The sequence below is a fragment of the Nocardioides aquaticus genome, assembly GCF_018459925.1.
Classification (GTDB): Bacteria; Actinomycetota; Actinomycetes; order Propionibacteriales; family Nocardioidaceae; genus Nocardioides; species Nocardioides aquaticus.
In genome coordinates this window covers 1162190-1185663 of record NZ_CP075371.1, presented here as the reverse complement: position 1 = coordinate 1185663, position 23474 = coordinate 1162190, and the positions used below count along the sequence as shown (strand labels likewise).

Sequence of the window (23474 nt, the reverse complement as noted above, 5' to 3'; positions counted from 1 at the left end):
CCCCGATGCCCCAGACCGCCTCGATCTACGACCAGGAGCACGAGGACTTCCGGGCGGTGGCGCGGTCGTTCCTCGAGCGCGAGGTCGTGCCGCACCACGCGCAGTGGGAGAAGGACGGCCAGGTCAGCCGCGAGGTCTGGCGCAGGGCCGGCGAGCAGGGCCTGCTCTGCTTCGACGTCGACGAGGCCTACGGCGGCGCCGGCATGAAGGACTTCCGCTACAACATGGTCCTGACCGAGGAGATCAGCAAGGTCGGGGCCAGCGGGCTCGGCTTCCCGGTCCACACCGACATCATCGTCCCCTACATCAGCACGCTGGGGACCGAGGAGCAGAAGCAGCGCTGGCTGCCCGGCCTGGTCAGCGGCGAGCTGATCTCCTCGATCGCGATGACCGAGCCGGGCGCCGGGTCCGACCTGCAGGGCATCCGCACCTCCGCGGTCGACAAGGGCGACCACTACGTCGTCAACGGCTCCAAGACGTTCATCTCCAACGGCGTGATGAGCGACGTGGTCGTGGTCGTCGCGCGCACCGACCCCGACGCGGGCCACCAGGGCATCAGCCTGCTGGTCCTGGAGCGCGGGATGGAGGGCTTCGAGCGTGGTCGCAACCTCGACAAGGTCGGCCTGAAGGCGCAGGACACCGCCGAGCTCTTCTTCGACAACGTCGTCGTGCCCAAGACCAACCTGCTCGGCGAGGAGGGCCAGGGCTTCATCTACCTGATGCAGAACCTCCCCCAGGAGCGGGTCTCGATCGCCGCGATCGCGGTCGCGGCCTGCGAGCACGTGCTGGAGCTGTGCCTGTCGTACGCCCGGGAGCGCGAGGCGTTCGGCCGCCCCATCGGGAAGTTTCAGCACAACCGCTTCCTCCTGGCCGAGATGGCCACCGAGGTCCACATCGCCCGCGTCTTCGTCAACGACTGCGTGACCCGCCTCAACGAGGGCACCGTCGACACCGCACTGGCCTCGATGGCCAAGTGGTGGACCACCGAGCTGCAGACCAAGCTCGTGGACCGCGGCGTGCAGCTGCACGGCGGCTACGGCTACATGTCGGAGTACCCCATCGCCAAGGCGTTCGTCGACAGCCGGATCCAGACCATCTACGGCGGCACGACCGAGATCCAGAAGGAGATCATCGGGCGCAGCCTCGGGATCTGAGCGATGGGGGTGCGCAACGAGCTGCGGCGACGCGGCCACCTCTGGCACGTGGACCGGGTGCGCGCCCTGGTCGAGGACCGCAGCCACGACGCCACCTTCTTCTGCGGCGGCTCCCGGAACCACGCCGCCCTCGTCGACCTGTTCGACGGGCTCTTCGTGCTCCACGTCGATCTCGGCACGCTCGAGGAACGGCTCGCCTCGTGTACGGACGGCGAGTGGGGGTCGCAGCCGGCTGAGCGCGACCTCGTGGTCCGGCTGCACCGCACCGGGGAGGACGTCCCGGACGGCGTCGTGGTCGACGCCACGCGCCCGTTGTCCGAGGTGGTCGACGAGATCCTGCGCCGGACTGGCGCAGCTCCCGGCTGACCGGTGGTCGAGGAACCGCCTCGACTCGCGATCTGGTGCCACCAGGTGACACCGATCCACGACTCGACGAGGAGCCAGCCCGGCGTACCCGCCGGAACCGTCATCTCGACGCGCCGGAAGCGTCATCTCGGCTGTCCGGGAGCGTCGTCTCGGCGGGTGTGGCAGCGTGCCGGGCATGAGCGACGAGCCGGAGCACGTGCGCCTGAACCGGGCCCAGTGGGACGAGCGGGCGCCGGTCCACGCGGTGTCGCCCGACTACGAGGTCGCCCGCTTCCACGCGGACCCCGCCTTCCTCTCCGGGGTGGTGCGCTTCGACCTGCCGCGGCTCGGTGACGTGGCCGGTCTGCGCGGGGTGCACCTGCAGTGCCACCTCGGCACGGACACCGTCTCGCTGGCGCGGCTCGGCGCCCGGATGACCGGGCTGGACTTCAGCGGCGCCTCGCTCGAGCACGCCCGGTCCCTCGCCGCGGCGACCGGGGCGGAGGTCGACTTCGTGCAGGCCGACGTGCACGACGCGGCCGACGTGCTGCCCGAGCACGCCTACGACCTCGTCTACACCGGGATCGGGGCGCTGTGCTGGCTGCCGTCGGTGGCCCGCTGGGCCGCGGTGGTCGCGCGGCTGCTGGCCCCCGGCGGGCGGCTCTTCCTGCGGGAGGGCCATCCCGTCCTCTGGGCGCTGCCCGACCCGCGCCCCGACGGGCTGCTGGCCCTCGAGCTGCCCTACGTCGAGACCGTGGACCCGATCGTGTGGGACGACGGCGGGACCTACGTCGAGACCGACCACGTGTTCACCAGCACCACCACGCACGAGTGGAACCACGGTCTCGGCGAGATCGTCACCGCCCTGCTCGACCAGGGCCTGCGGATCACCGGCCTGGTCGAGCACGACAGCGTCCCGTGGGACGCCCTGCCGGGGCAGATGGAACCGGTCGGCGGGGGCGAGATGCGCCTGGTCGACCGCCCTGAGCGGCTCCCGCACAGCTACACGCTGCAGGCGGTCGCCCCCGGCTGACCACCCCGCCCGGGACCGGCGTCAGCGCGTGGCGGCGTACTCCTCCTGGAGGCGCCCCTTGACCATCTTGCCGGTGGGCGTGCGCGGCAGCGTGGCGCGGAAGAGGAACTCGCGCGGCACCTTGTACGCAGCCATCCGCTCGCGGGCGAAGGCGGTCAGGTCGCGGGCCAGGTCGGGGCCGGGGACCGCGGCGTCGGCCGGCTGGACGAAGGCCACCAGCCGCTCCCCCAGGTCGTCGTCGGGGACGCCGAGCACGGCGACGTCGGCCACGGCCGGGTGCAGGCTGAAGTGGTCCTCGACCTCCTGCGGGTAGATGTTCACGCCGCCGGAGATCACCATGAACGCCTTGCGGTCGGTCAGGTAGAGGTACCCCTCCTCGTCGACGCGCCCGAGGTCGCCCACGGTCGTCCAGGTGGGGTGGTCGGGGTGCTGCGTGGCCCGCGTCCTCTCCGGGTCGTTGTGGTAGCTGAACGGCGCGCCCTCGAACTCCGGCCGCTCGAAGTAGATCGTGCCGACCTCGCCGGTGGCGACCTCGGCGCCGTCCTCGCCGACGACGCGGACCGTCCCGAGCAGGGCCCGGCCGACCGAGCCGGGGTGGGCCAGCCACTGGGCCGAGTCGATGCAGGTCGCGCCGTTGGCCTCGGTCGAGGCGTAGTACTCCTCCACGAGGGGGCCGAGCCAGTCGATCATCGCCCGCTTCACCTCGACCGGGCAGGGAGCCGCTGCGTGCACGACCACGCGCAGCGAGGAGGTGTCCGCCGCGGCGCGCACCTTCTCGGGCAGCTTCAGCAGGCGGACGAACATCGTCGGCACGCACTGCGTGTGGGTGACGCGGTGCTCCTCGACGGCGCGCAGGAAGGCCTCCGGCTCGAAGCGCTCCATCATCACCAGGGTCCCGCCGGTGGCGTGCACGACACCGCCGAAGCGCAGCGGGGCGGCGTGGTAGACCGGCGCCGGCGAGAGGTAGACGGTGTCCTCGGTGAACGAGTAGAGCGTCCCGAACAGGGCCACGTAGCGGTAGCCGGGCTCGTCGACCGCGATCCCCGGCAGCGGCGGCTTGACGCCCTTGGGCCGACCGGTCGTGCCGGAGGAGTAGAGCAGGTCGTCGCCGTGCGGCTGCAGGGGCAGCGGCGCGGGCGAGGACGCCGCCAGCACCGCCTCGTAGTCGGCGTAGCCCTCCACCGCACCCGCGAAGGCCAGCCGCTCCCGGACCCCGCCGAGCCTCGCGGCGAGCGCCTGCGGCGTGCGCGGGACCGTGGCCGACACCACCAGCGCCCGGGCCCCGCAGTCCTCCACGACGTAGGCGGCCTCCGCGGCCGTCAGGTGGTGGTTGACCGCGGTGACGTAGAGCCCCGAGCGCAGCGCCGCCCAGTAGACCTCGTACGCCTCCGGCGTGTTGTCGCTGACCAGCGCCACCACGTCCCCGGTGCGCAGGCCCCGGTCGTGCAGGTGCCGGGCCAGGCGCGCGCTGCGCTCGTCGAGCTCGCGGTAGGTCAGGGTGCGGCCGGACCCCGCCATGACGAGCGCCGGCTTGTCGGGGTGGAGGGCCGCCCAGGTTCCCGGGTACATCGGCGCAGTGTGCCCGCACCACAGCCCGTGCGCCAGCACCGGTGCCGGTCGCGCGTCGTCGCGCCGCGGGGCCGGGATACCGTGGTCGTGATGAGCGAGCGCCCCACGCCCCAGCAGGTACGACGCGCTCTCGCGCGGGCCGAGCGCGGCGCCGCGCTGGACCCCGCGGAGGCGGCCGCGCTCCTCGCCGCGACCGGCGACGACCTCGACCGGCTCTGCCGGGCGGCCGCCGCGGTGCGCGACGCCGGCCTGGTCGCCGCGGGCCGTCCGGGCGTGGTGACCTACTCGCCCAAGGTTTTCGTCCCCGTCACCCGGCTGTGCCGCGACCGGTGCCACTACTGCACCTTCGTGACCACCCCGGGCCACCTCGAGCGGGCCGACGAGCCGCTCTTCCTGTCCCCCGACGAGATCCTCGCCCTCGCCTCCGAGGGGGCCGCACTGGGCTGCCTGGAGGCGCTGTTCACCCTCGGCGACCGGCCCGAGGACCGGTGGCCGGAGGCGCGGGCGTGGCTCGACGAGCAGGGCTACGACTCGACGCTGGCCTACGTGCGCGCGATGGCGGTACGGGTCCTCGAGGAGACCGGCCTGCTGCCGCACCTCAACCCCGGCGTGATGACCTGGGAGGAGATGAACCGGCTCAAGCCGGTCTCGCCCTCGATGGGCATGATGCTCGAGACGACCTCGCGGCGGCTGCACGAGACCCGCGGGCTGGCCCACTTCGGCTCCCCCGACAAGGACCCCGACGTACGGCTGCGGGTGCTCGAGGACGCCGGGCGGCTCGCGGTCCCCTTCACCACGGGCCTGCTCGTCGGCATCGGCGAGACCCTGGAGGAGCGGGCAGACACGATCTTCGCGCTGCGTCGCGTCTCCCGGGCCTACGGCTCGGTCCAGGAGGTCATCGTCCAGAACTTCCGGGCCAAGCCCGACACCGCGATGCGCCACGTCGACGACGTCGACCTCGACGAGCACCTCGCCGCCGTCGCCGTGACCCGGCTGGTCCTCGGCCCCCGCGCCCGGGTCCAGGCCCCGCCGAACCTGGTCGACCACGCCGGGTCGGCGCCGGAGGCCCGGGCCCTGCTCGACGCCGGGATCGACGACTGGGGCGGTGTCTCCCCGCTGACGCCCGACCACGTCAACCCCGAGCGGCCCTGGCCCAGCCTCGAGCGGCTGCGGGAGCTCACCGCCGACGCCGGCCTCGAGCTGCGCGCCCGGCTGACGGTGCACCCCGAGCAGGTCCGCGGTGCCCTCGAGCACGGCGAGCCCTGGCTGGACCCCCGGGTCGCCGGCCACGTGGCCGCCCTGGCCGGGCCCGACGGCCTGGCGGTGCCGGGCGTACGCCCGGTGGGTCGCCCCTGGCAGGAGCCGGACGGCGGGTTCGCCGGCCCCGGGGCCGGCTCCGGGCGTACCGACCTGCACACGGCGGTCGACACCGAGGGCCGCACCGGCGACCGCCGCGCCGACTTCGACACCGTCTACGGCGACTGGGGCTCGGTGGCCGACGCGGCCACGGCCTCGGCGGGCGGGCCGGTCGTGCTGCACGCGCACGGCCGGGAGGCGCTGGCCGCGGCCGAGGCCGACCCCGGCGGGCTGTCCGACGAGCACGCGCTGACCCTGATGACCGCCGAGGGCGACCTGCTGGCCGAGGTCTGTCGGCTGGCCGACGACCTGCGCCGCGAGGTGGTCGGCGACGACGTGACCTACGTGGTCAACCGGAACATCAACTTCACCAACGTCTGCTACGTCGGCTGCCGCTTCTGCGCCTTCGCCCAGCGGCGCACCGACGCCGACGCCTACTCGCTGACCCTGGACGAGGTCGCCGACCGCGCCGCCGAGGCCTGGGACCTGGGCGCCACCGAGGTCTGCATGCAGGGCGGGATCGACCCCGAGCTGCCGGCCTCGGCGTACTTCGACCTCGCCGCCGCGGTGCGCCGCCGGGTGCCCGACATGCACGTGCACGCCTTCTCCCCGATGGAGGTCGTCAACGGCACCGCCCGCACCGGGCTGAGCGTGGAGGACTTCCTGATCAAGGCCCGCGAGTCCGGCCTGGGCTCGTTGCCCGGCACCGCCGCGGAGATCCTCGACGACGAGGTCCGCTGGGTGCTGACCAAGGGCAAGCTGCCCACCCGCACCTGGGTCGAGGTGGTCTCCACCGCGCACCGCGTCGGCCTGCCGACGACCTCGACGATGATGTACGGCCACGTCGACCACCCGCGGCACTGGGTGAGCCACCTCCGGGTGCTGTCGGCGGTCCAGGACGCCGCCCGCGAGCACGGCGCCGCCGGGTTCACCGAGTTCGTGCCGCTGCCCTTCGTGCACACCTCCGCGCCGATCTACCTCGCCGGCGTGGCTCGCCCGGGCCCGACCCTGCGCGACAACCTGGCGGTGCACGCGATGGCCCGGATCCTGCTGCACGGCCGGATCGACAGCATCCAGACCTCGTGGGTCAAGCTCGGCGTCGACGGCACCCGGGCGATGCTGCGTGCGGGCGCCAACGACGTCGGCGGCACGCTGATGGAGGAGACGATCAGCCGGATGGCCGGCTCCGAGCACGGCTCGGCCAAGACCGTCGCCGAGCTGGTCGAGATCGGCGCCGGCATCGGACGCCCCGTGCGCGAGCGGACCACGCTCTACGGCGGTCGCTGACCCGGCCGTCGCCGACCCGGCAGACTGCCACCCATGAGCCTGACCCGGACCGAGCTGGCGCTGGCGCTGGGCGGGGCGCTGCTCGGCGCCCTCCTGGCCGTGGTCGTCGTGGAGCTGCTGGCACGACTGGCGGTGCGCCGCTGGGAGCCGGGGCGGCGCCTGGTCCACGCCGCGCGGCTGCCGTTCCGGGTACTGGTCCTGGTGCTCGCCCTGAACGGGGTGGTCGCGGGCGTGCGCGGGGAGCGGCAGGAGCTGTGGTGGCAGGCCACCACGCACACCGGGCGGGTGCTGGCCATCGTCGCGGTGGCCTGGCTGGTCGGCGTGGTGCTGCTGTTCCTCGGCGACCTCGCGCTGATCGGCGCGCGCACCGACGTGCCCGACAACCGGGTCGCCCGGCGCCGGCGCACCCAGGTGCTGATCCTGCGCCGGTTGACCGTCGCGGTCGTCGTCCTGGTCACCGTCGGCGCGGTGATGCTGACCTTCCCGGGAGTCCGCGCGGTCGGCGCCAGCGTCCTGGCCTCGGCCGGACTGATCTCGGTGGTGGCCGCCCTGGCCGCCCAGAGCACGTTGGCCAACGTCTTCGCCGGGATGCAGCTGGCGTTCTCGGACGCGATCCGGCTCGACGACGCCGTGATCGTGGAGCAGGAGTGGGGCTGGATCGAGGAGATCACGCTCAGCTACGTCGTGGTCCGGCTGTGGGACGACCGCCGGATGGTCCTGCCCTGCACCTACTTCACGACCACGCCGTTCCAGAACTGGACCCGGCACGGCTCCGAGCTGCTCGGCGTCGTCGAGATGGACCTCGACTTCGGTGTCGACACCGACGGCATGCGCCGCGAGCTCGAGCGGGTGCTCCCGCTCACCGACCTGTGGGACGGGCGTACCCAGGTCCTCCAGGTCACCGACGCGGTCGGCGGGTTCGCGCGGGTCCGCGTGCTGGTGTCCGCCGCGGACGCCTCGCTGCTCTTCGACCTGCGCTGCCACGTGCGCGAGGAGCTGCTGCGCTGGGCCCGGACGCACGACCCGGCCGGTCTGCCGCGCCAGCGACTGACGGTCGATCGCACCGAGGACGCCTGACCTTTGTTGTCCCGACCAACTTAAGTCCTGCCTGCCCCGCCGATCCTCGCGGAGGTAACAGTTGCGAAACATGGACTTTGTGCCTGTAGACGTGACGGCCGCCACGCTCATATGTTGTGCCACACAACAAAAGGCGTGTCGCTCCAGAGCCGGCACGGGTACCCGCGAGGAGGCGGTTCGCGTGAAGCGAAACAAGGGTTTGGCCATGATGGCCACGGTCGGTCTGGCACTCGCGCTCGGCGCGTGCGGCAGCGACTCGGGCGACAGCGCCAGCGACGGCGGCGGCAGCAGCAGCGAGTCGCAGGGCAAGGTCGGCGTGATCCTGCCCGACACCAAGTCGTCGGTGCGCTGGGAGTCCGCGGACCGCCCGGCGCTCGAGGCGGCCTTCGAGGAGGCCGGCGTCGAGGCCGACATCCAGAACGCCCAGGGCGACGCCGACCGGATGGCGCAGATCGCCGACGGCATGGTCGCCGACGGCGTCACCGTCCTGGCGATCGTCAACCTCGACTCGGACTCGGGTGCCGCGATCCAGGAGAAGGCGGCCACCCAGGGCGTCCAGACGATCGACTACGACCGCCTGACGCTGGGCGGCTCCGCGAACTACTACGTCTCGTTCGACAACACCAAGGTCGGCGAGCTCCAGGGCCAGGGCCTGGCGGACTGCCTGGGTGACGAGGACGCGAACATCATCTACCTCAACGGCTCCCCCACCGACAACAACGCGACCCTGTTCTCCGAGGGCGCGCACTCGGTGCTCGACGAGAACAGCAGCTACACCAACGCCGGCGAGCAGGCCGTCCCGGACTGGGACAACGACCAGGCCGTGACGATCTTCGAGCAACTCTACACCCAGGCCGACGGTGACGTGCAGGGCGTCTACGCCGCCAACGACGGTCTCGGCGGCTCCGCCATCTCCATCCTGGAGAAGAACGGCGCGGCCGGCGAGGTCCCCGTGACCGGTCAGGACGCCACCGTCGAGGGTCTGCAGAACATCCTCGCCGGCACCCAGTGCATGACGGTCTACAAGTCCGCCACGGAGGAGGCCAACGCCCTCGCCGACGTCGCGATCGCGCTGGCCACGGGCGAGGAGGCCGAGACCAACGGCACCACCGAGGACGTCGACGGCGGCCGCGAGGTCCCCTCGGTCCTGCTGGACCCGGTCTCGATCACCGCCGACAACGTCCAGGACGTCATCGACGACGGCGGCCAGACCGTCGAGGACGTCTGCGCCGGCGAGTTCGCCCAGCTCTGCGAGGAGAACGGCATCTCCTGATGCCGCTCCGCTGACCGCCACCCGCGGCTCAGCTGAGGTCCGAGGGTGGGTCTCGTGGTCGGCCACCGCCGACCGCGAGGCCACGCCCCCGACACCAGCCGACGCACCGCCTGCACCGCCCGGACCACCGCCCGACCGCACCGCCCGCCCCGCACTCCCGGAGGAACCATGTCCAGCGAACCACTCCTGCAGCTGCGCGGGGTCAACAAGAGCTTCGGCAACGCCCACGTGCTCCACGACGTGGACTTCTCGGTCTACCCCGGCCAGGTCACCGCGCTCGTCGGCGACAACGGCGCCGGCAAGTCGACCCTGGTCAAGGTGATCGCCGGCATCTACGGCCGCGACAACGGCGACTACGTCTACGACGGCAAGAAGGTCGAGGTCCACGGGCCCCGCGACGTCGCCGCGCTCGGCGTCGAGGTCGTCTACCAGGACCTCGCGCTGTGCGACAACCTCGACATCGTCGAGAACATGTTCCTGGGCCGCGAGACCCGCAAGGGCCTCGTGCTCGACGAGACCGAGATGGAGTCCCGGGCCCGCGAGACGCTCGCGTCGCTCTCGGTGCGCACCGTGAAGTCGGTGCGCCAGTCGGTCGCCAGCCTGTCCGGCGGCCAGCGCCAGACGGTGGCCATCGCCAAGGCGGTGCTGTGGAACTCCCGCATCGTGCTGCTCGACGAGCCCACCGCCGCCCTGGGTGTCGCCCAGACCCGTCAGGTCCTCGACCTGGTCCGTCGCCTCGCCGACCGCGGCCTCGGCGTCGTGCTCATCTCGCACAACATGGGCGACGTCTTCGAGGTCGCCGACCGGATCACCGCGCTCTACCTGGGCCGCGTGGCCGCCGACGTCGCCACCTCGGACGTCAACAACAGCCAGGTGGTCGAGCTGATCACCGCCGGCCGCAGCGGGTCGCTGGGCATCAGCGACAACGCCGCCACCGTCTGACCGCCCGAACCCGAGAGGCCGTACCCGATGAGCACCACGCCCACCACACCGCGCACGTCCCCCGAGAGCGGCGGCGACAAGATGGCCACCGGCGACTTCGCCGCCGACAACCGCTCCGCAGCCACGCTGCGCGACTCCGTCAACGACTACGTCGGGCGCCTCCGCGGCGGCGACATGGGCTCCCTGCCCGCGGTCCTCGGCCTCGTGGTGCTGATGATCGTCTTCGGCCTGGCCAGCGACCGCTTCTTCTCGCTGCTCAACATGGCCAACCTGGTCGTGCAGGCCGGTCCGATCTGCCTGCTGGCCATGGGCCTGGTCTTCGTCCTGCTGCTCGGTGAGATCGACCTGTCCGCCGGCGTCGCCGGCGGTGTCGGGGCCACCGTCAGCGCGATGTTCATCGTGGAGCAGGGCCTGCCCTGGTACCTCGGCGTGATCGGCGCCATCGTCACCGGTGCCGTGATCGGCCTGATCATCGGTGAGCTGGTCTCCCGGCTCGGCATCCCGTCCTTCGTGGTGACGCTGGCCTTCTTCCTGGGCCTGCAGGGCGTCATCCTGAGGCTGATCGGCGACGGCGGCTCGATCCGGGTCGACGACCCGGTGATCCGCGGCCTGACCATCGACAACGTGCCTGTCACCGCCGGCTGGGTGGCCGCGATCGTGCTGACCGTCGTCTTCGCCGTCGGCACGCTGCTGCGCCAGCGCCGCCAGGTCGCCAACAACCTCCAGCACGACCCGATGAGCGTGGTCCTGATCAAGATCGCCGTGGTCGCCGCGGTGGTCCTCGGCATCACCGCGATGCTCAGCATCGACCGGAGCCTGAACCCGAGCTTCCCGATCGCCGGCATCCCCTACGTCCTCCCGGTCGTGGTCGTGCTGCTCATCCTGTGGACCTTCGTGCTCGACCGCACCACCTTCGGCCGGCACCTCTACGCCGTCGGCGGCAACGCCGAGGCCGCCCGCCGCGCCGGCATCAGCGTGCTGAAGATGCGCGTCTACGCCTTCGTCATCTGCTCCTCGATGGCCGTGATCAGCGGCATCGTCCAGTCCTCCTACACCGGCAAGGTCTCGACCTCCTCCGGCGGCGGCAACGTCCTGCTCTACGCCGTGGGGGCCGCGGTCATCGGCGGCACCAGCCTCTTCGGGGGCAAGGGCCGGGCGCTCGACGCCGTCATCGGTGGTGTCGTGATCGCCACGATCGCCAACGGCCTGGGCCTGCTGAACCAGGCCGCCTACATCAACTTCCTGGTCACCGGTGGCGTGCTCCTCATCGCCGCGAGCGTCGACGCGATCTCGCGCCGTCGTCGCTCGGCTGCCGGGATCTAGTCCCGTGGCCGTGGACGCCGCACCACGGCGCACGGGCACGGGGACCAACCAGGAGGGCGTCCGCCGGCACAACCTGGCCACGATGCTGCGCCAGGTGCACCTCGGCGGACCGACCTCGCGGGCGGAGCTGACGGCGGCCATGGGCCTCAACCGCAGCACCATCGGGGGCCTGGTCACCGAGCTCACCTCGCTCGGGCTGGTCACCGTGGGCTCCGCCCCGGCCGGCCCGGGCGGGGCGCGGGGCGCCGGTCGCCCCTCGCCCCGGGTCGCCCTCGCCGAGGCCGGGCCGTACGTCGTGGCGGTCGACCTCGGCGTCGACCAGGTCGTCGTGGCCCGGGTCGGTCTCGGGGGCGTCGTCCACGAGCGGGTCCGCGGCCCCGTGGACCCGGACGCCGAGGCGTGGCAGGTGGGCGCCGGGATCGCCGCGCTCGTGCGCCGGGTGGTCCGCGGCGCCCCGGCCGGTGCCCCGCTCGCGGGCATCGGGATGAGCGTGCCGGGACTGGTGCGCCGCAGCGACGGCCTGGTGCGTCTGGCCCCCAACCTGGGCTGGGTCGACGTCTCCCCCGGCTCGATCATCCTCGCCGCGCTCGGCGTGGACGTCCCCGTCTCGCTGGCCAACGACGCCGACCTCGGCGCGCTGGCCGAGCACGGGCGCGGCGTGGGCGTCGGCATCGACGACCTCATCTTCGTCTCCGGCAACGTCGGCGTCGGTGCCGGTGTGGTCGCGGGCGGTCAGCGGCTGGAGGGGTCGGGCGGCTACGCCGGCGAGGTCGGCCACATGGTCTTCGACCCCGAGGGTCGCGACTGCCACTGCGGGAGCCGCGGCTGCTTCGAGACCGAGGTCGGCGCGCACGCCATCGCCGAGGCGATCGGGTGCCCCGTGGACGCGGTCGGCTCGCTGGGCGACGTCCTCGACGGGTACGCCACCCCGCCGCCGGCGCTGCACCGGATCGGGCACCAGCTCGGCGAGGGGCTCTCGGGCATCGTCAACGCCTTCAACCCCCAGGTCGTCGTGCTCGGCGGCTACTTCCGCGCGCTGCACCGGCTCGTCCCGGGTGACATCGCCGCCGGCGTCCACGCCCGCACGCTGCCCGCGCCGCTGGAGTCGCTCGTGCTCTCCCAGCCGGGTCTCGGCGCCGACTCCATCCTGCTCGGTGCAGCCGAGATGGCCCTGGAGCCGCTGCTGGCCGACCCGGTGGCCGGCCTGCAGGCGTCGCTGGCCGAGGCGTCGTCCCGGCTCGCCGGGTAGCGAGGCAGGACGACGACCCGGCGGCCGTCAGGGCACGCTCAGAGCGCGGCCGCGCCGGCCTCGGCGACCGCCACGTCCTGCGCGACCGAGCCCGCGCTGACCCCCACGGCGCCGACGGTGACGCCGTCACGCACCAGCAGCACCCCGCCGCCGAAGGAGACCAGGCCACCGCTGGTCCACTCGAGGCCGTAGAGCTCGGCGCCCGGCTGGGTGACCTGGGCCAGCGCCCCGGTGGGCAGGTTCATCATCACCGAGGTGCGGGCCTTGCGCGTCGAGATGTCGATGCTGGCCTTGATCGCGCCGTCCATCCGCGCGAAGGCGACGAGGTGGGCCCCGTCGTCGACGACGGCGATGTTCATCGGCTGGCCGATCTCCTCGGCGTGGGCGCGCGCGGCGGCGAGCACGGTGTCGGCCTCGGCGAGGGTGAGGTGGTGGGACATGGGGGCCTCCTGGTGGGTGGTGCGTGGTGGACGGTCGGTGGTGGGGAGCAGACGGGTGGCGCCGTCAGCCGGCGGGCAGCTTCAGCGCGATGCCGGTCACGAGGCGCGCCGCGTCGTGGCCCAGGCACCGGGCCCGGGACGCGACCACCGGGTCGAGCAGGTGCTCGAGCGGCGGTCGCCCGTGCAGCGCCCGGTGGGTAAGGCAGACGCCGTCGGCGGCGATCCCGACGCCGACCTCGAGCGACGAGCGCTCCGCCGCCCGCTCGGCGAGCGCGACGCAGTCGTGCGCGGCCGCCGTCTCCACGGCGGCCGGGACGCCCTCCTCCTCGAGGCCGGCCAGCACCTGGCGCAGCGCGTGGGCGTCGTGGGCACCACCGGGCGCGAGCAGCACCACCACCGTGGGTGGCTCGGGGCGCCCCGAGTCACGCACGCCCGGTCCCGTCACGCTCGAGGAACGCCGCGACCAGCCCGGTCGCGACCGCGTTGCGCGGTCCCTCGCTGCCGCGGACGTCGCCCGTGCCGCAGACGATCCCGTGCGGCGCCAGCGCGTCGGCGACCAGCTCGGGGATCTCGAAGTCCAGCGCGGAGCCACCGAGCAGGACGACGAAGCCGATGCTGCGCAGGTCACCGCGGGGTGCGACCCGGGCGAGCGTCCGCAGCGCGTTGACCACGAACACCCGTTCCTTGGCCGCGCGCCGCACCGCCCGCACCCGCTCCAGCGGGTGCCGGGTCGGCACCGGCGCGAGCCCGTGCTCGCCGAGGGTGACCACGCGGGCGAAGACCGTTGCCGGCAGCGGCTCGCGGAAGAACTGGGCGGTGCCGTCCTCGAGCCGCAGGTGGAAGAAGCTCTCGACCTTGCCGAGCGGGTTCCGCTTGACCTGCTCGGCGACCTCGAGGTCGCCCAGGCCGAGCTCGGCGTCGATCAGCCGGGTGACCAGGTCACCGGCCCCCGCGACGTGGGTGGCACGCACCTCGCCGCCGCGCTCCAGCACCGCGGCGTCGGTGGAGCCGCCCCCGAGGTCGAGCACGACCAGGGGCGTGTCGGTGCCCGGGGTGGTCAGCGCTCCTCGCACCGCCATCTCGGCCTCGACGCCCCCCACCTGGACCTGCACCCCGGACGCCCCCCGGTGCTCCAGCGCCACGCGGACGGCCTCGGCCACCCGCTGCATCCCGCTGTGGCGCGTGCGCACCATGGCCGCCAGCGCGACGGCGTTCTCCAGGACGATCTCGCCGGCCAGCCCCCCGCTGACCTCCTGGGGGACGACCGTGTCCACGGCCAGCAGGTCCCCGACCCGCACCTCGTCGAGCTCGAGACCGGCGAGGTCGGCCATGGTCTGGCGCACCGAGGCCATCATCCCCCCGACGTTCGTGCCGGCCTGCCCCGTGGCGTCCACCAGCGGGGCGACCCGGGCCAGGGCGTCCATCACCTCCTCCGCCCCCCGGCTGACGTCCACGGACAGGGTGCGCTCGGCCCCGACCAGCCGCAGCTCGCCGGCGGCCACCACCCGGTCGCTCACGTCGCCGGCCGGGGTCCGCACGACGACCGCCGACCGGTTGCCGGTGAGGGCTCGCGCCACCGGCGCGACCGTCCGGGTCTGCTCGGCGTCGAGGCCGAAGACGCCGGCCAGGCCGTAGGCGTTGGACAGGGTGCGCACGGTGCGCCCGGGGGCGGCGACCTCGACGGCGGCCAGCATCCCGATCGGCACCGCCTCGATCCGGGAGACCTCGTCGACGACGGGGACCGGGCTGCTCAACCGGTTGACCACCAGCACGGCGTCGTCGTTGCCGAGCACCGCCGCCGCGACGTGGACGCCGCGCTGCCCGGCCGCCTCCAGGGCCGCGGCCGTGTCCTCGAAGTCGCTCGTGGCCGGCACGACGACCACCACCGACGAACCCGGTTCGGACTCCCCGAGGTCGGCCAGCGCGGTCGTCACCCCCACGCCGAGGCCCGCACCACCCGGCGTCCGCGGGTCGTGGCCGATCATCGTCGACTCGGTGATGATCGTCTCGGTGATGGTCTCCATCGCCAGCCCGCTGATGACCGGGGTCGCCTCGTTGAGCAGGACGGTCCCGACGTCGGCCACCTCGTGCCCGGCCCGACGCAGCGCCGCCTCGACGGCGGTGACCACCCCCGCCACGTTGTCGACCGTGCCCTTCACCCCGCTGGTGCGGCTCAGCGAGGCCCCCCGGTGCTCGGCTCCCCCGCGGCCGGTGACGCGCGCGGCGCTGGCCTCGGTGGTGGAGTTGCCGATGTCGACCCCGACCACGAGCCCGGCGGACCGGCGGGGTGCGCCGGCGTCACCGGCGTCGCCGGGGTCCCCGACGTCCTGGTCGCGGCCGGCGTCGTGGACGCCTGCGCTCACGGGGCCGTCGCGACGTCGGGGGTCACCTCGACGGGCTTGGCGCCCTTGACGATGAGCTCGGTCTCCTTCAGGTGCAGCAGCGCCGCCTTGGCCTGCCACCGGGGCCTGGCCATCTGGTCGTTGAGGGTGGGCACGGGCTCGGGGGACTCGCCCTTGGCGTACCGCGCCGCGTTGCGGCCGACGTTGCGGAAGGTCTCCAGCGTCATCAGCGGCGACTGCGGGAACAGCTCCAGGCTGGACAGGCGGGCGAGGTCGCGCTGGTGGATCATCGTGGTCCCGCGGGACAGCACGCCGACCGAGATGCCCGAGCCCGACAGCCGGGCGCCGGCGTGCGCCATCGCCGCGAGGTCCGAGGTGTGCCGGAACCGGACCAGGCGGGCCGCGACGCCCTGCTCCTCGATGCCGGCGAGCAGCTGCCGCAGCAGCTCTGCGTGCGGCACGCCGACGATGGTCTGGCTGAAGGTGTCGGCGAAGCCCGGCGCGAGCGCCACGACCACCTCGTCGCGCCGCTCACCCCGGGTCGCCGGGCCGACCTCCACGAGGCGGAGGGTGCGTTCTCCTGCTGTGGTGCTCATCGTCGTCTCCTCCTGCCGGCTCTCAGCCGACCTCGGTCTCGGGGTTCTCGGCACTGGTCACGTGCCGGAGGCGCTTCATCTGCTCCCACCGCTCCCCGCTCGGCCGGTAGCCCGTGCCCGGTCCGGCGTAGTCGTTGTCGTCGTTGACCGCGGAGAGCGGCACCATCCCCTTCAGGATCGCGGAGGTCTGCAGGAGGTCGCCCGACACCCGTTGGCGCAGCACCGTCAGCAGGTTCTGCGCCATGTCCCGGAAGCCGGTGGCGTCGAGGGCCGTGACCAGGTCCAGGCCGGTGATCCCCCGGTCCATCACGCTCTGCGCTCCCTTGAGGTCCTCCAGCACGTCGCGCGGCAGGCAGTCGTTGCTGCCGTTGGCGTACACCGCGGCGACGATCTCCTCGTCGCGGATCCGCGGCAGCTCGAGGTGCTCGAAGACCGCCTGGAGCGCCTCCGCCGCGCGCTGGCGCGCTGCGAGGATCTCGCTCTCGCCCACGTGCTGCAGCCCCCCGTCGACCATCAGGTCGCGCTGGATGGTGTTGAAGTCGTCGAAGTCGTCGGTGTCGAGGTTGGAGCCGGCGAACATGTTGTCGTAGTTGGGCACCGCCGAGTAGCCCGAGCACACGAAGTCCGTGCCGGGCAGCATCTGCGGCAGCAGCCGGGCCACCCGCCGCATCGGCGAGTGGGAGAAGGACTGGTCGTTGCCGGAGGCGCACTCCAGGTCGAGCGCGGAGGCGATCAGGTTCTCCGCCGCCACCGCGCGGATGCCGGACGGCACCGCCCCGGGCACCCCGATGCAGGAGATCGACCCGTTCTGCAGGCCCTGGGAGCCGGCGCCCTTCGCGATCAGGATGCAGCGGATCTCCAGGTACAGCATCGACTTGCCCTGCGCGTTGCCCATCTGGACCTCGGAGCCGGTGCCCGAGGTGAAGCGCATCTTGATGCCCCGGGAGGCGTAGGCCGAGGCCAGGAACGCCTTGGACCACGGGGTGTCGTCGCCGTCGACGAACACCGGCTCGGTGCCGTACACCGAGATCGTCTCGGCGTAGTTGGTGATGCCGCGCATGCCGAGCTCGAGCTCGGTGGCCTCCTCGAGGGCGCACTGGGTCAGCGGCACCTCCTCGGCCACCTGCGCGCCGATGGTCTGCGCCATCGCGACCAGCGGGGCGTAGCGCACGACGCCGAGGGTGGTCTCGATCTCCGAGAAGCCGCGCAGCGCCGCCTCGGCGGCCTCGCAGGCCACCTGCAGCGGGTTGTCCCGGGCGCTGGTGCAGTGGGCCTGGTTCGCGGGGGTCCGCCGGGCCCGCATCTTCTGCATCCCCATCATGATCTCGACGATGTTGAGGTGGTTCGCCACCCCGAGCAGCTTGGCGGGGGTCAGCCCGGCGACCACGTCGCGCACCGTGGTCCGGGTGACGCCGGGGTCGACGATCATGCGGGCGATCTCGACGGTGTCGAGGGCCATCGCGTCCACGGCCACGTCGGTGTCGATCGCGTGGTCGGCGATGAACTGGTCGATGAAGTCGAAGTCGGCGCGCTCGGTCCCGTCCATCTCCACGACGACACCGTCCTCGACGCGGATGCTGGGCGCGGGGTCGAAGGCGCTGTCCATCGCCACCATGCCCTTCTCGGGCCATTCCTCGACGAAGCCGTCCAGGTTGACCGGGCGGGCCTCGAGGGCCTCGGTGCGCAGGGACCTCCGGGGGTGACGCCCCCGGGCGTGGCGGGCGTGGCGGTGGTGGTCATGGCGCGTTCCTCACTGGTCCTCGTCGGCGAGGATGTCGCGACGCTCGTAGACGTCGGCTGCCTCGCGGACCAGGCCCGCGGCGTGGTGGGCGGAGTAGGTGGTCTCGAGGTCGTCGGCGAGGGCCAGGAGCTCGGCCTTGCTCGAGGAGTTCGGGCGCAGCGCGTTGTACATCGCCAGCAGCCGCTCGTCGGGGATCGCGGTCAGCTCCGCGGCGCGACGGAAGTTCGCCGCCAGCTGCCGGCGACCGACCCCGTCGGCGATGCTGGCCTGGAGCCGCAACGTGTCCGGGGTGATCCGCAGGTCCTCGGCGCTCACGTCGCCGGCGACCACGCGGTCCAGCGTGAGCGAGTCGAACGACGCACCCGTCGGCGTGGTGAGCAGGTCGGGTCGGTTCACGCTCAACGGGTAGTCGGTGCGGTCCAGCTCTGGGAGGGACATCGGGCTCCTCTCGCGGCGGGCCCGGCGATCACCGGGACCTGCGCCTGTCGGGCTGACGCACCGACCGGCGGTGCGTCTCGAGCACTGTGACATGGGACACGTTGCATCTATGCTGCGTCGAGACCGACGTCCCGCGACGTCCGGAGGGAGCCCTCGTGCGCACGCTCGTCGCCCAGTCCTGGAAGAGGTCGGCCGCCGCCGGCATCGACGCCGACCACGCGGAGGCGCCGCTGCGGCTGGAGCACCGGGACCTGCTGGCCTACCGCGCGAGCCACCCCCTCTCGGCCGTCTTCCCCCTCCTGCACGACGTGCTCGGGCGCGCCGCCGAGGCCTCGGACTGCGTGATGGCCGTCGGGGACGACCACGGCCAGCTGCTGTGGGTCTGCGGACGCCCCGACGTGCTGCGCCGGGCCGAGGGGATCAACTTCGTGGAGGGCACCTCCTGGGGCGAGGAGCTGATCGGCACCAACGCCCCCGGCACGGCGCTCCGCCTCGACGCGCCGGTGCAGATCAGCTCCCGCGAGCACTTCAACGTCGCCTACAAGCCCTGGTCGTGCGCCGCGGCCCCCATCCACCACCCGGAGACCGGACGCATCCTCGGCGTCGTCGACGTGACCGGCGGCGACGCGGTCGACCTGCCCCAGACCCTCGCCCTCGTGCGGTCGGTGGCCCGCCTGGCGGAGTCCGAGCTCGGTCGTCTCTCCCTCCAGCGCCGACTGGCGAGCCAGGAGCGGGTCGGCCCGACCCGCCGGGCCACCCGCACCACCCGCGCTCCCCGGACCACCCGGCCCGTGCTGGTCCTGCGCGGCCTGGGCCGGCCCGACTGCGAGGTCGTGCTGGCGGGGCGCACCGTCCGCCTGAGCCCACGGCACGGCGACGTGATGGCCGTGCTGGCCGACGCCCCGGAGGGGGTCACCGCCGAGCGCCTCGCGACCGAGGTCCACGAGGAGGAGGTGCGCCCCTCGACCACCCGCGCCCAGGTCACCCGCCTGCGGGCGCTCCTCGGCCCGGGGGTGCTCGAGTCGCGGCCGTACCGGTTGGTCCCCGAGGTCCGGGCCGACTGGCTCGAGGTCGCCGGGTCGCTGCGCGCGGGTCGGCTCGCCGAGGCGGTGCGGTCCTACCGGGGCCCGCTCCTCCCGGAGTCGACGTCCCCGGGCGTGGCCCGCCGACGTGACGCGCTCGAACGTGACCTCGTGGCGGCCCTGCTGGCCTCCCAGGACGTCGAGCTGCTGACCGCGGCGACCCGGTCCGGCTGGGCCGCCGACGACCTGGCCCTCTGGGAGCGGCAGGCGGCGCTCCTGGACCCCGGCTCGCCGTTGCGCCTGGCCGCGCTCTCCCAGGTCCGACGGCTGCGCATCGAGTACGGCCTCGAGCCCGCGCCCGGCCGACCGCCCCTGACGCGCTCGCGCCTCGGGAGGATGTGACACCGGCCGGCTCAGGGCAGCAGCGCGACCTCGCCGTTGAAGACCGGCTCCAGCGACCGCTCCGCCGCACCCAGGGCGGCGGCGGCGATCCCCAGCCGCCCGGGCCTCAGCTCCGGGCGCACCTGGACCGGCGAGGCCAGCAGGGCGTCGAGGGCGGCGCGCGCCGGGTCGAGCACGTCGTCGCCGAGCACCGCGAAGTAGCCGCCGAGGACGACCACCTCGGGGTCGAGCACGTTGACCAGGACCGAGAGACCCACGCCCAGCTCGTGGCCCACCAGCGTGAGCCCGCGGCGCACGCCGGCGTCGGTGCGGGCGCGCGCGGCGACGGCCTCCGCGGAGGCCAGCGGCGTCTCGAGCTCGGTCATGCCGACCGCCGCCAGCATCGCGTGCAGCCCGACCGCCGCCTCCCAGCAGCCGGTACGCCCACAGCCGCACCGCGCGTCGGCGCCGGCGAGGGGCAGGTGGCCGACCTCGCCGGCGAAGCCCGCTCCCCCGCGCAGGGGGCGCCCGTCCTCGAGGATGCCGGCACCGATGCCGACGGTGCCGGTGAGGTAGAGCGCGTGCCCGACCTGCTGCGCGGCCCCGTGGCGGGCCTCGGCCCGGGCGGCGCAGTCGGCGTCGTTGCCGACGCGGACGGTGCCGCCCTCACCGAGGATGCCGCCGAGCGCGCGGGCGACCGTCCGGGCCGGCTCGTCCTCGGGCAGGTCCAGGTTCGGGGTCCAGGCCACGGTGCGCTCGTCGCCGCGCACCAGGCCCGGCAGGGCGACCGTGGCCCCGACGACCCCCGCGCCTCCCGAGCCGGCGCCGGGGCGGCCCAGCGTGTCCGCGACGTCGTGCGCGAGCCGGCCCAGGTCGGCCAGCCCCCGACCGCGCTCGACGGGCCGGGTGGTGGCCAGCCGCTCGTGGCCGGACAGGTCGACGACCGAGGCGGCGACGTAGTCGACGTTGAGCTCGAACCCGACACCGAGGTGGTCGTGCCCGGTCAGGGCCACCGGCCTGCTGGGACGCCCGCGCGCCGGGGGGACCTCCGCGGTCGCCGGGGCGACCACCTCGGCCGCCTCGAGCCCGGCCACGATCACCCCGACCGTGGCCTTGGACAGGCCGGTGCGCGAGGCCAGCGCCGCCCGGCTCGCCGGGCCGTGGTCGCGCAACGAGCGCAGGAGCACGGAGGTGTTGGCGCGGCGCAGGCCCTCGGTCGTGCCGGCGCCGCCCGTCACCACTCCCGTGCCCCTGCTCGTCGTCCGACCGTCAGCCGCGCACGCCGTAGAGGTGCTCGAGGGCCAGCTGGTCGAGGCGCTCGAAGCCCATCCCGCGGGCGGCCAAGGTCTCGACGTCGGGGTCGGCCTCCTCGCGCAGCTGCGCCCAGGTCTCACCCTCGGCCAGGGTCGGCACGGCGAGCTCCGGCACGCGGGCGGCCTCGAGCGCCTCCTGCACCTCCGGGTCGGCACGGAACGCCTGGACCTTCTCGCGCAGCACCAGGTAGTTGGTCATGCAGCCGGCGGCCGAGGCCCAGACGCCGTCCTCGCCCTCGGTACGGGCCGGCTTGAAGTCGAAGTGGACCGGCCCGTCGTACCCGCCGGCGAGCAGGGTGTCGACGACCCAGAAGGCGCCGCGGACGTTGCCGGCGCCGAAGCGCAGGTCCTGGTCGAACTTGGGGCCATTCTGGCCGTTGAGGTCGATGTGGAAGAGCTTGCCGGACCACAGCGCCTGCGCGTACCCGGCGGCCGCGTTGACCCCGGCCATCTCCTCGTGCCCGATCTCGGGGTTGACCCCGACCAGGTCGGGCCGCTCGAGCTCCTCGATGAAGGCCAGGGCGTGCCCCACCGTCGGCAGCAGGATGTCGCCGCGCGGCTCGTTGGGCTTGGGCTCGATCGCGAAGCGCATGTCGTAGCCCTGCTCGGTGACGTAGTCGCCCAGGAGGTCGAAGCCCTCCTTGTAGCGGTCCAGGGCCACGCCGACGTCCTTGGACGCGCCGTACTCGGCACCCTCGCGACCGCCCCAGCAGACGTAGATCTTCGCGCCGAGCTCGGCGGCGAGGTCGATGTTGCGCATCACCTTGCGCAGCGCGAAGCGGCGCACGGCGCGGTCGTTGGAGGTGAAGCCACCGTCCTTGAAGACCGGGTGCGTGAAGAGGTTGGTGGTGGCGGTGGTGACCACGAGACCGGTGTCGGCCAGGCCCTGGCGGAACCGGTCCAGGATGCCGTCGCGGGTGGCGTCGTCGGCGCCGAAGGGGATCAGGTCGTCGTCGTGGAAGTTCACGCCGTACGCGCCCAGCTCGGCCAGCTTCTCCAGCGCGTGGACCGGGTCCATCGCGGGGCGGGTGGCCTCGCCGAAGGGGTCGCGGCCCTGCCAGCCGATGGTCCACAGACCGAAGGAGAAGTGGTCCTCGGGGGTCGGGGTGGGGATGCTCATGGGTCTGCCTCTCGGTCGGTGCGGGGGTCGGTGCTGGTGCTGGGTGCGGGTGGGTGCGGGGTGGCCGGTCAGGACCAGGGGGCGGTGCGCTCGCGCAGGTCGGCGTACGCCGCCCGCACCGCCGGGGCCGCGTCGCGCGCGGCGGCGTCGGCGGTGAGCACGGTGGTCGGGCCGGCCGCCCACGACGGCGGGCCGTCCGTGCCGGCCAGGGCCCACGCGGCCTGGCGGGCGGCGCCGAGGGCGACGTACTCCCCCGCCGGCGGGAGGGAGACGTCGTGGCCGAGCAGCGCCGGGGCCAGGGCCTGGACCGCCGGGTTACGGGTGGCGCCGCCGACCATCAGCACGCGGGCGGGCTGCCGGCCGGTCTCGGCGACCAGCCGCTCGACGGCCTCGGCCAGGGAGCACAGGAGCGCCTCGACGGCGGCGCGGGCGAGGTCGGCGCGGGTGGTGGTGTCGCGCAGGCCGCTCCAGGTGCCGGTCGCGGCGGGCCGGTTCGGCGAGCGCTCGCCGCCGTAGTAGGGCGAGATCCTCACCCCGCCCGCGCCGGGGGTGGAGGAGAGGGCGAGGCGGCCGAGCTCGTCGTGGTCGACGCCGAGCCAGGCGGCCTGCAGGTCGAGGATCCGGGCGGCGTTCATCGTGGTCACCATCGGCAGGAAGCCGCCGGCCGCGTCGGCGAAGCCCGTGACCACGCCGCTGCCGTCGGCCACGGGCGTCGCGCTGATGCAGGAGGCGACGCCGGAGGTGCCGAGGGAGACCAGGACGTCGCCGACCTCGAGACCCATCCCGAGGGCGGCGGCCATGTTGTCCCCGGTGCCCCCGGCGAGCAGGGCGCCCGTGCGCGTGGTGCCCGCGGCCGTCCCGGGCGCCACGAGACGGGGCAGGTCGACCTCGTGGCCCAGGGCGGCCGCGGCGAGGTCGGGGCGCCAGGTGCCGGCGGCGGTGTCGAGGTACCCGGTGCCGGAGGCGTCGCCACGGTCGGTGAAGGGCTCGGTGCCGGCGGCGGCCAGGTGCAGCGAGACGTAGTCGTGGGGCAGCAGCACCCGGCGTACCCGGGCCGCGGCCGCGGGCTCGTGGTCGCGCAGCCACCGCAGCTTGGAGGCCGTGAAGGAGGCGACCAGGACGCTGCCGACGGCGTCCGCGCAGGCCTGCGGACCGCCCATCTCGGCGACCAGGTCGGCGGCGGTCCCGGCGGAGCGCGTGTCGTTCCAGAGCAGCGCGTCGCGGACCGGCTGCCCGTCCTCGTCGAGGGCGACCATGCCGTGCTGCTGGCCCCCCACCGCGACGGCGTCGGCCAGCTCGAGCAGGCCGTCGGTGGCGCGGTCGACGGCGGCCAGCCAGGCGCGCGGGTCGACCTCGGTGCCGACGGGGTGCGGGGCGGAGCGCGCGTCGACGACACGACCGTCGGCGGCGTCGACGAGCACGGCCTTGGTGGACTGGGTGGAGGAGTCGATCCCCATGACGAGCGTCACAAGC

20 protein-coding genes are annotated in these 23474 nt (G+C 73.8%); 10 read left to right on the top strand and 10 right to left on the bottom strand.

The window, feature by feature from the left end:
- Positions 1–5: 5 nt before the first annotated feature.
- The 3 genes from ENKNEFLB_RS05805 (at position 6) to ENKNEFLB_RS05795 (ending at position 2532) form a co-directional block, all read left to right on the top strand.
- The gene (locus ENKNEFLB_RS05805) at positions 6–1154 is read left to right on the top strand and encodes an acyl-CoA dehydrogenase family protein (protein ID WP_214058327.1); all 1149 of its coding nucleotides are present in this window, start codon (positions 6–8) and stop codon (positions 1152–1154) included.
- Between the two features lie 3 nt (positions 1155–1157).
- Positions 1158–1520, top strand: coding sequence for a hypothetical protein (locus ENKNEFLB_RS05800; protein ID WP_214058326.1), 363 nt, complete (start codon positions 1158–1160; stop codon positions 1518–1520).
- Positions 1521–1695: 175 nt separating this feature from the next.
- Positions 1696–2532, top strand: a complete 837-nt coding sequence (locus tag ENKNEFLB_RS05795) for a class I SAM-dependent methyltransferase (protein ID WP_214058325.1) — start codon at positions 1696–1698, stop codon at positions 2530–2532.
- Positions 2533–2553: 21 nt separating this feature from the next.
- Here ENKNEFLB_RS05795 and ENKNEFLB_RS05790 read toward each other — a convergent pair whose 3' ends face one another.
- Positions 2554–4101: an acyl-CoA synthetase gene (locus ENKNEFLB_RS05790; protein WP_214058324.1), complete on the bottom strand. Its 1548-nt coding sequence runs from the start codon at positions 4099–4101 to the stop codon at positions 2554–2556.
- Positions 4102–4191: 90 nt separating this feature from the next.
- Here ENKNEFLB_RS05790 and ENKNEFLB_RS05785 point away from each other — a divergent pair, with 90 nt between their 5' ends.
- The 6 genes from ENKNEFLB_RS05785 to ENKNEFLB_RS05760 all read left to right on the top strand — a co-directional run bounded on the left by ENKNEFLB_RS05785 (position 4192) and on the right by ENKNEFLB_RS05760 (position 12608).
- A complete protein-coding gene (locus tag ENKNEFLB_RS05785) occupies positions 4192–6744 on the top strand; it encodes a bifunctional FO biosynthesis protein CofGH (protein ID WP_214058323.1) in 2553 nt (850 codons plus the stop codon).
- 33 nt (positions 6745–6777) lie between these two features.
- Positions 6778–7821, top strand: coding sequence for a mechanosensitive ion channel family protein (locus tag ENKNEFLB_RS05780; RefSeq protein WP_214058322.1), 1044 nt, complete (start codon positions 6778–6780; stop codon positions 7819–7821).
- 205 nt (positions 7822–8026) lie between these two features.
- Positions 8027–9094 (top strand): sugar ABC transporter substrate-binding protein, encoded by a 1068-nt coding sequence (locus ENKNEFLB_RS05775; protein ID WP_246535856.1) that lies wholly within the window; start codon positions 8027–8029, stop codon positions 9092–9094.
- A gap of 168 nt (positions 9095–9262) precedes the next feature.
- Positions 9263–10036 (top strand): ATP-binding cassette domain-containing protein, encoded by a 774-nt coding sequence (locus ENKNEFLB_RS05770; RefSeq protein ID WP_214058320.1) that lies wholly within the window; start codon positions 9263–9265, stop codon positions 10034–10036.
- A gap of 27 nt (positions 10037–10063) precedes the next feature.
- Positions 10064–11359, top strand: coding sequence for a sugar ABC transporter permease (locus ENKNEFLB_RS05765; RefSeq protein WP_214058319.1), 1296 nt, complete (start codon positions 10064–10066; stop codon positions 11357–11359).
- A 10-nt stretch (positions 11360–11369) separates the two neighbouring features.
- On the top strand, positions 11370–12608 hold the full coding sequence (locus ENKNEFLB_RS05760) for an ROK family protein (RefSeq protein WP_214058318.1): 1239 nt from the start codon (positions 11370–11372) through the stop codon (positions 12606–12608).
- A 38-nt stretch (positions 12609–12646) separates the two neighbouring features.
- On the opposite strand, the gene ENKNEFLB_RS05755 is transcribed toward ENKNEFLB_RS05760, so the two are convergent.
- The 6 genes from ENKNEFLB_RS05755 to ENKNEFLB_RS05730 form a co-directional block, all read right to left on the bottom strand.
- Positions 12647–13048, bottom strand: coding sequence for a GlcG/HbpS family heme-binding protein (locus tag ENKNEFLB_RS05755; RefSeq protein ID WP_214058317.1), 402 nt, complete (start codon positions 13046–13048; stop codon positions 12647–12649).
- Positions 13049–13112: 64 nt separating this feature from the next.
- Positions 13113–13478, bottom strand: coding sequence for a glycerol dehydratase reactivase beta/small subunit family protein (locus ENKNEFLB_RS05750; protein ID WP_214058316.1), 366 nt, complete (start codon positions 13476–13478; stop codon positions 13113–13115).
- A complete protein-coding gene (locus tag ENKNEFLB_RS05745) occupies positions 13471–15411 on the bottom strand; it encodes a diol dehydratase reactivase subunit alpha (RefSeq protein WP_246535855.1) in 1941 nt (646 codons plus the stop codon). The genes ENKNEFLB_RS05750 and ENKNEFLB_RS05745 overlap by 8 nt, the downstream gene beginning before the upstream one ends.
- Positions 15408–16040, bottom strand: a complete 633-nt coding sequence (locus ENKNEFLB_RS05740; RefSeq protein WP_275955945.1) for a propanediol/glycerol family dehydratase medium subunit — start codon at positions 16038–16040, stop codon at positions 15408–15410. Before ENKNEFLB_RS05740 ends, ENKNEFLB_RS05745 begins: the two co-directional genes overlap by 4 nt.
- Positions 16009–17673 (bottom strand): propanediol/glycerol family dehydratase large subunit, encoded by a 1665-nt coding sequence (locus ENKNEFLB_RS05735; protein ID WP_214059334.1) that lies wholly within the window; start codon positions 17671–17673, stop codon positions 16009–16011. Before ENKNEFLB_RS05735 ends, ENKNEFLB_RS05740 begins: the two co-directional genes overlap by 32 nt.
- Before the next feature lie 63 nt (positions 17674–17736).
- Entirely contained in the window at positions 17737–18165 is a 429-nt protein-coding gene (locus ENKNEFLB_RS05730) for a diol dehydratase small subunit (protein ID WP_214058314.1), read from the bottom strand.
- A gap of 155 nt (positions 18166–18320) precedes the next feature.
- Between ENKNEFLB_RS05730 and ENKNEFLB_RS05725 the strand changes: the two genes are divergently transcribed.
- Entirely contained in the window at positions 18321–19589 is a 1269-nt protein-coding gene (locus ENKNEFLB_RS05725) for a GAF domain-containing protein (RefSeq protein ID WP_246535854.1), read from the top strand.
- An 11-nt stretch (positions 19590–19600) separates the two neighbouring features.
- Here the strand turns inward: ENKNEFLB_RS05725 and ENKNEFLB_RS05720 are convergent, their stop codons facing one another.
- From ENKNEFLB_RS05720 to ENKNEFLB_RS05710, 3 genes are all read right to left on the bottom strand, one after another.
- Positions 19601–20809: an ROK family transcriptional regulator gene (locus ENKNEFLB_RS05720; protein ID WP_214058312.1), complete on the bottom strand. Its 1209-nt coding sequence runs from the start codon at positions 20807–20809 to the stop codon at positions 19601–19603.
- 28 nt (positions 20810–20837) lie between these two features.
- A complete protein-coding gene (gene xylA, locus ENKNEFLB_RS05715) occupies positions 20838–22001 on the bottom strand; it encodes a xylose isomerase (RefSeq protein ID WP_214058311.1) in 1164 nt (387 codons plus the stop codon).
- A 68-nt stretch (positions 22002–22069) separates the two neighbouring features.
- Positions 22070–23470 carry an FGGY family carbohydrate kinase gene (locus tag ENKNEFLB_RS05710; protein ID WP_214058310.1) on the bottom strand — a complete coding sequence of 467 codons (1401 nt, stop codon included), beginning with the start codon at positions 23468–23470 and terminating at the stop codon, positions 22070–22072.
- Positions 23471–23474 lie beyond the last annotated feature (4 nt).

What these genes read in the sequence shown, in the direction of transcription:
- ENKNEFLB_RS05805 (WP_214058327.1), top strand. Translation starts at nt 6, where the DNA reads ATGCCCCAGACCGCCTCGATCTACGACCAGGAGCACGAGGACTTCCGG.
- ENKNEFLB_RS05800 (WP_214058326.1), top strand. Translation starts at nt 1,158, where the DNA reads ATGGGGGTGCGCAACGAGCTGCGGCGACGCGGCCACCTCTGGCACGTG.
- ENKNEFLB_RS05795 (WP_214058325.1), top strand. Translation starts at nt 1,696, where the DNA reads ATGAGCGACGAGCCGGAGCACGTGCGCCTGAACCGGGCCCAGTGGGAC.
- ENKNEFLB_RS05790 (WP_214058324.1), bottom strand. Translation starts at nt 4,101, where the DNA reads ATGTACCCGGGAACCTGGGCGGCCCTCCACCCCGACAAGCCGGCGCTC.
- ENKNEFLB_RS05785 (WP_214058323.1), top strand. Translation starts at nt 4,192, where the DNA reads ATGAGCGAGCGCCCCACGCCCCAGCAGGTACGACGCGCTCTCGCGCGG.
- ENKNEFLB_RS05780 (WP_214058322.1), top strand. Translation starts at nt 6,778, where the DNA reads ATGAGCCTGACCCGGACCGAGCTGGCGCTGGCGCTGGGCGGGGCGCTG.
- ENKNEFLB_RS05775 (WP_246535856.1), top strand. Translation starts at nt 8,027, where the DNA reads ATGATGGCCACGGTCGGTCTGGCACTCGCGCTCGGCGCGTGCGGCAGC.
- ENKNEFLB_RS05770 (WP_214058320.1), top strand. Translation starts at nt 9,263, where the DNA reads ATGTCCAGCGAACCACTCCTGCAGCTGCGCGGGGTCAACAAGAGCTTC.
- ENKNEFLB_RS05765 (WP_214058319.1), top strand. Translation starts at nt 10,064, where the DNA reads ATGAGCACCACGCCCACCACACCGCGCACGTCCCCCGAGAGCGGCGGC.
- ENKNEFLB_RS05755 (WP_214058317.1), bottom strand. Translation starts at nt 13,048, where the DNA reads ATGTCCCACCACCTCACCCTCGCCGAGGCCGACACCGTGCTCGCCGCC.
- ENKNEFLB_RS05730 (WP_214058314.1), bottom strand. Translation starts at nt 18,165, where the DNA reads ATGTCCCTCCCAGAGCTGGACCGCACCGACTACCCGTTGAGCGTGAAC.
- xylA (WP_214058311.1), bottom strand. Translation starts at nt 22,001, where the DNA reads ATGAGCATCCCCACCCCGACCCCCGAGGACCACTTCTCCTTCGGTCTG.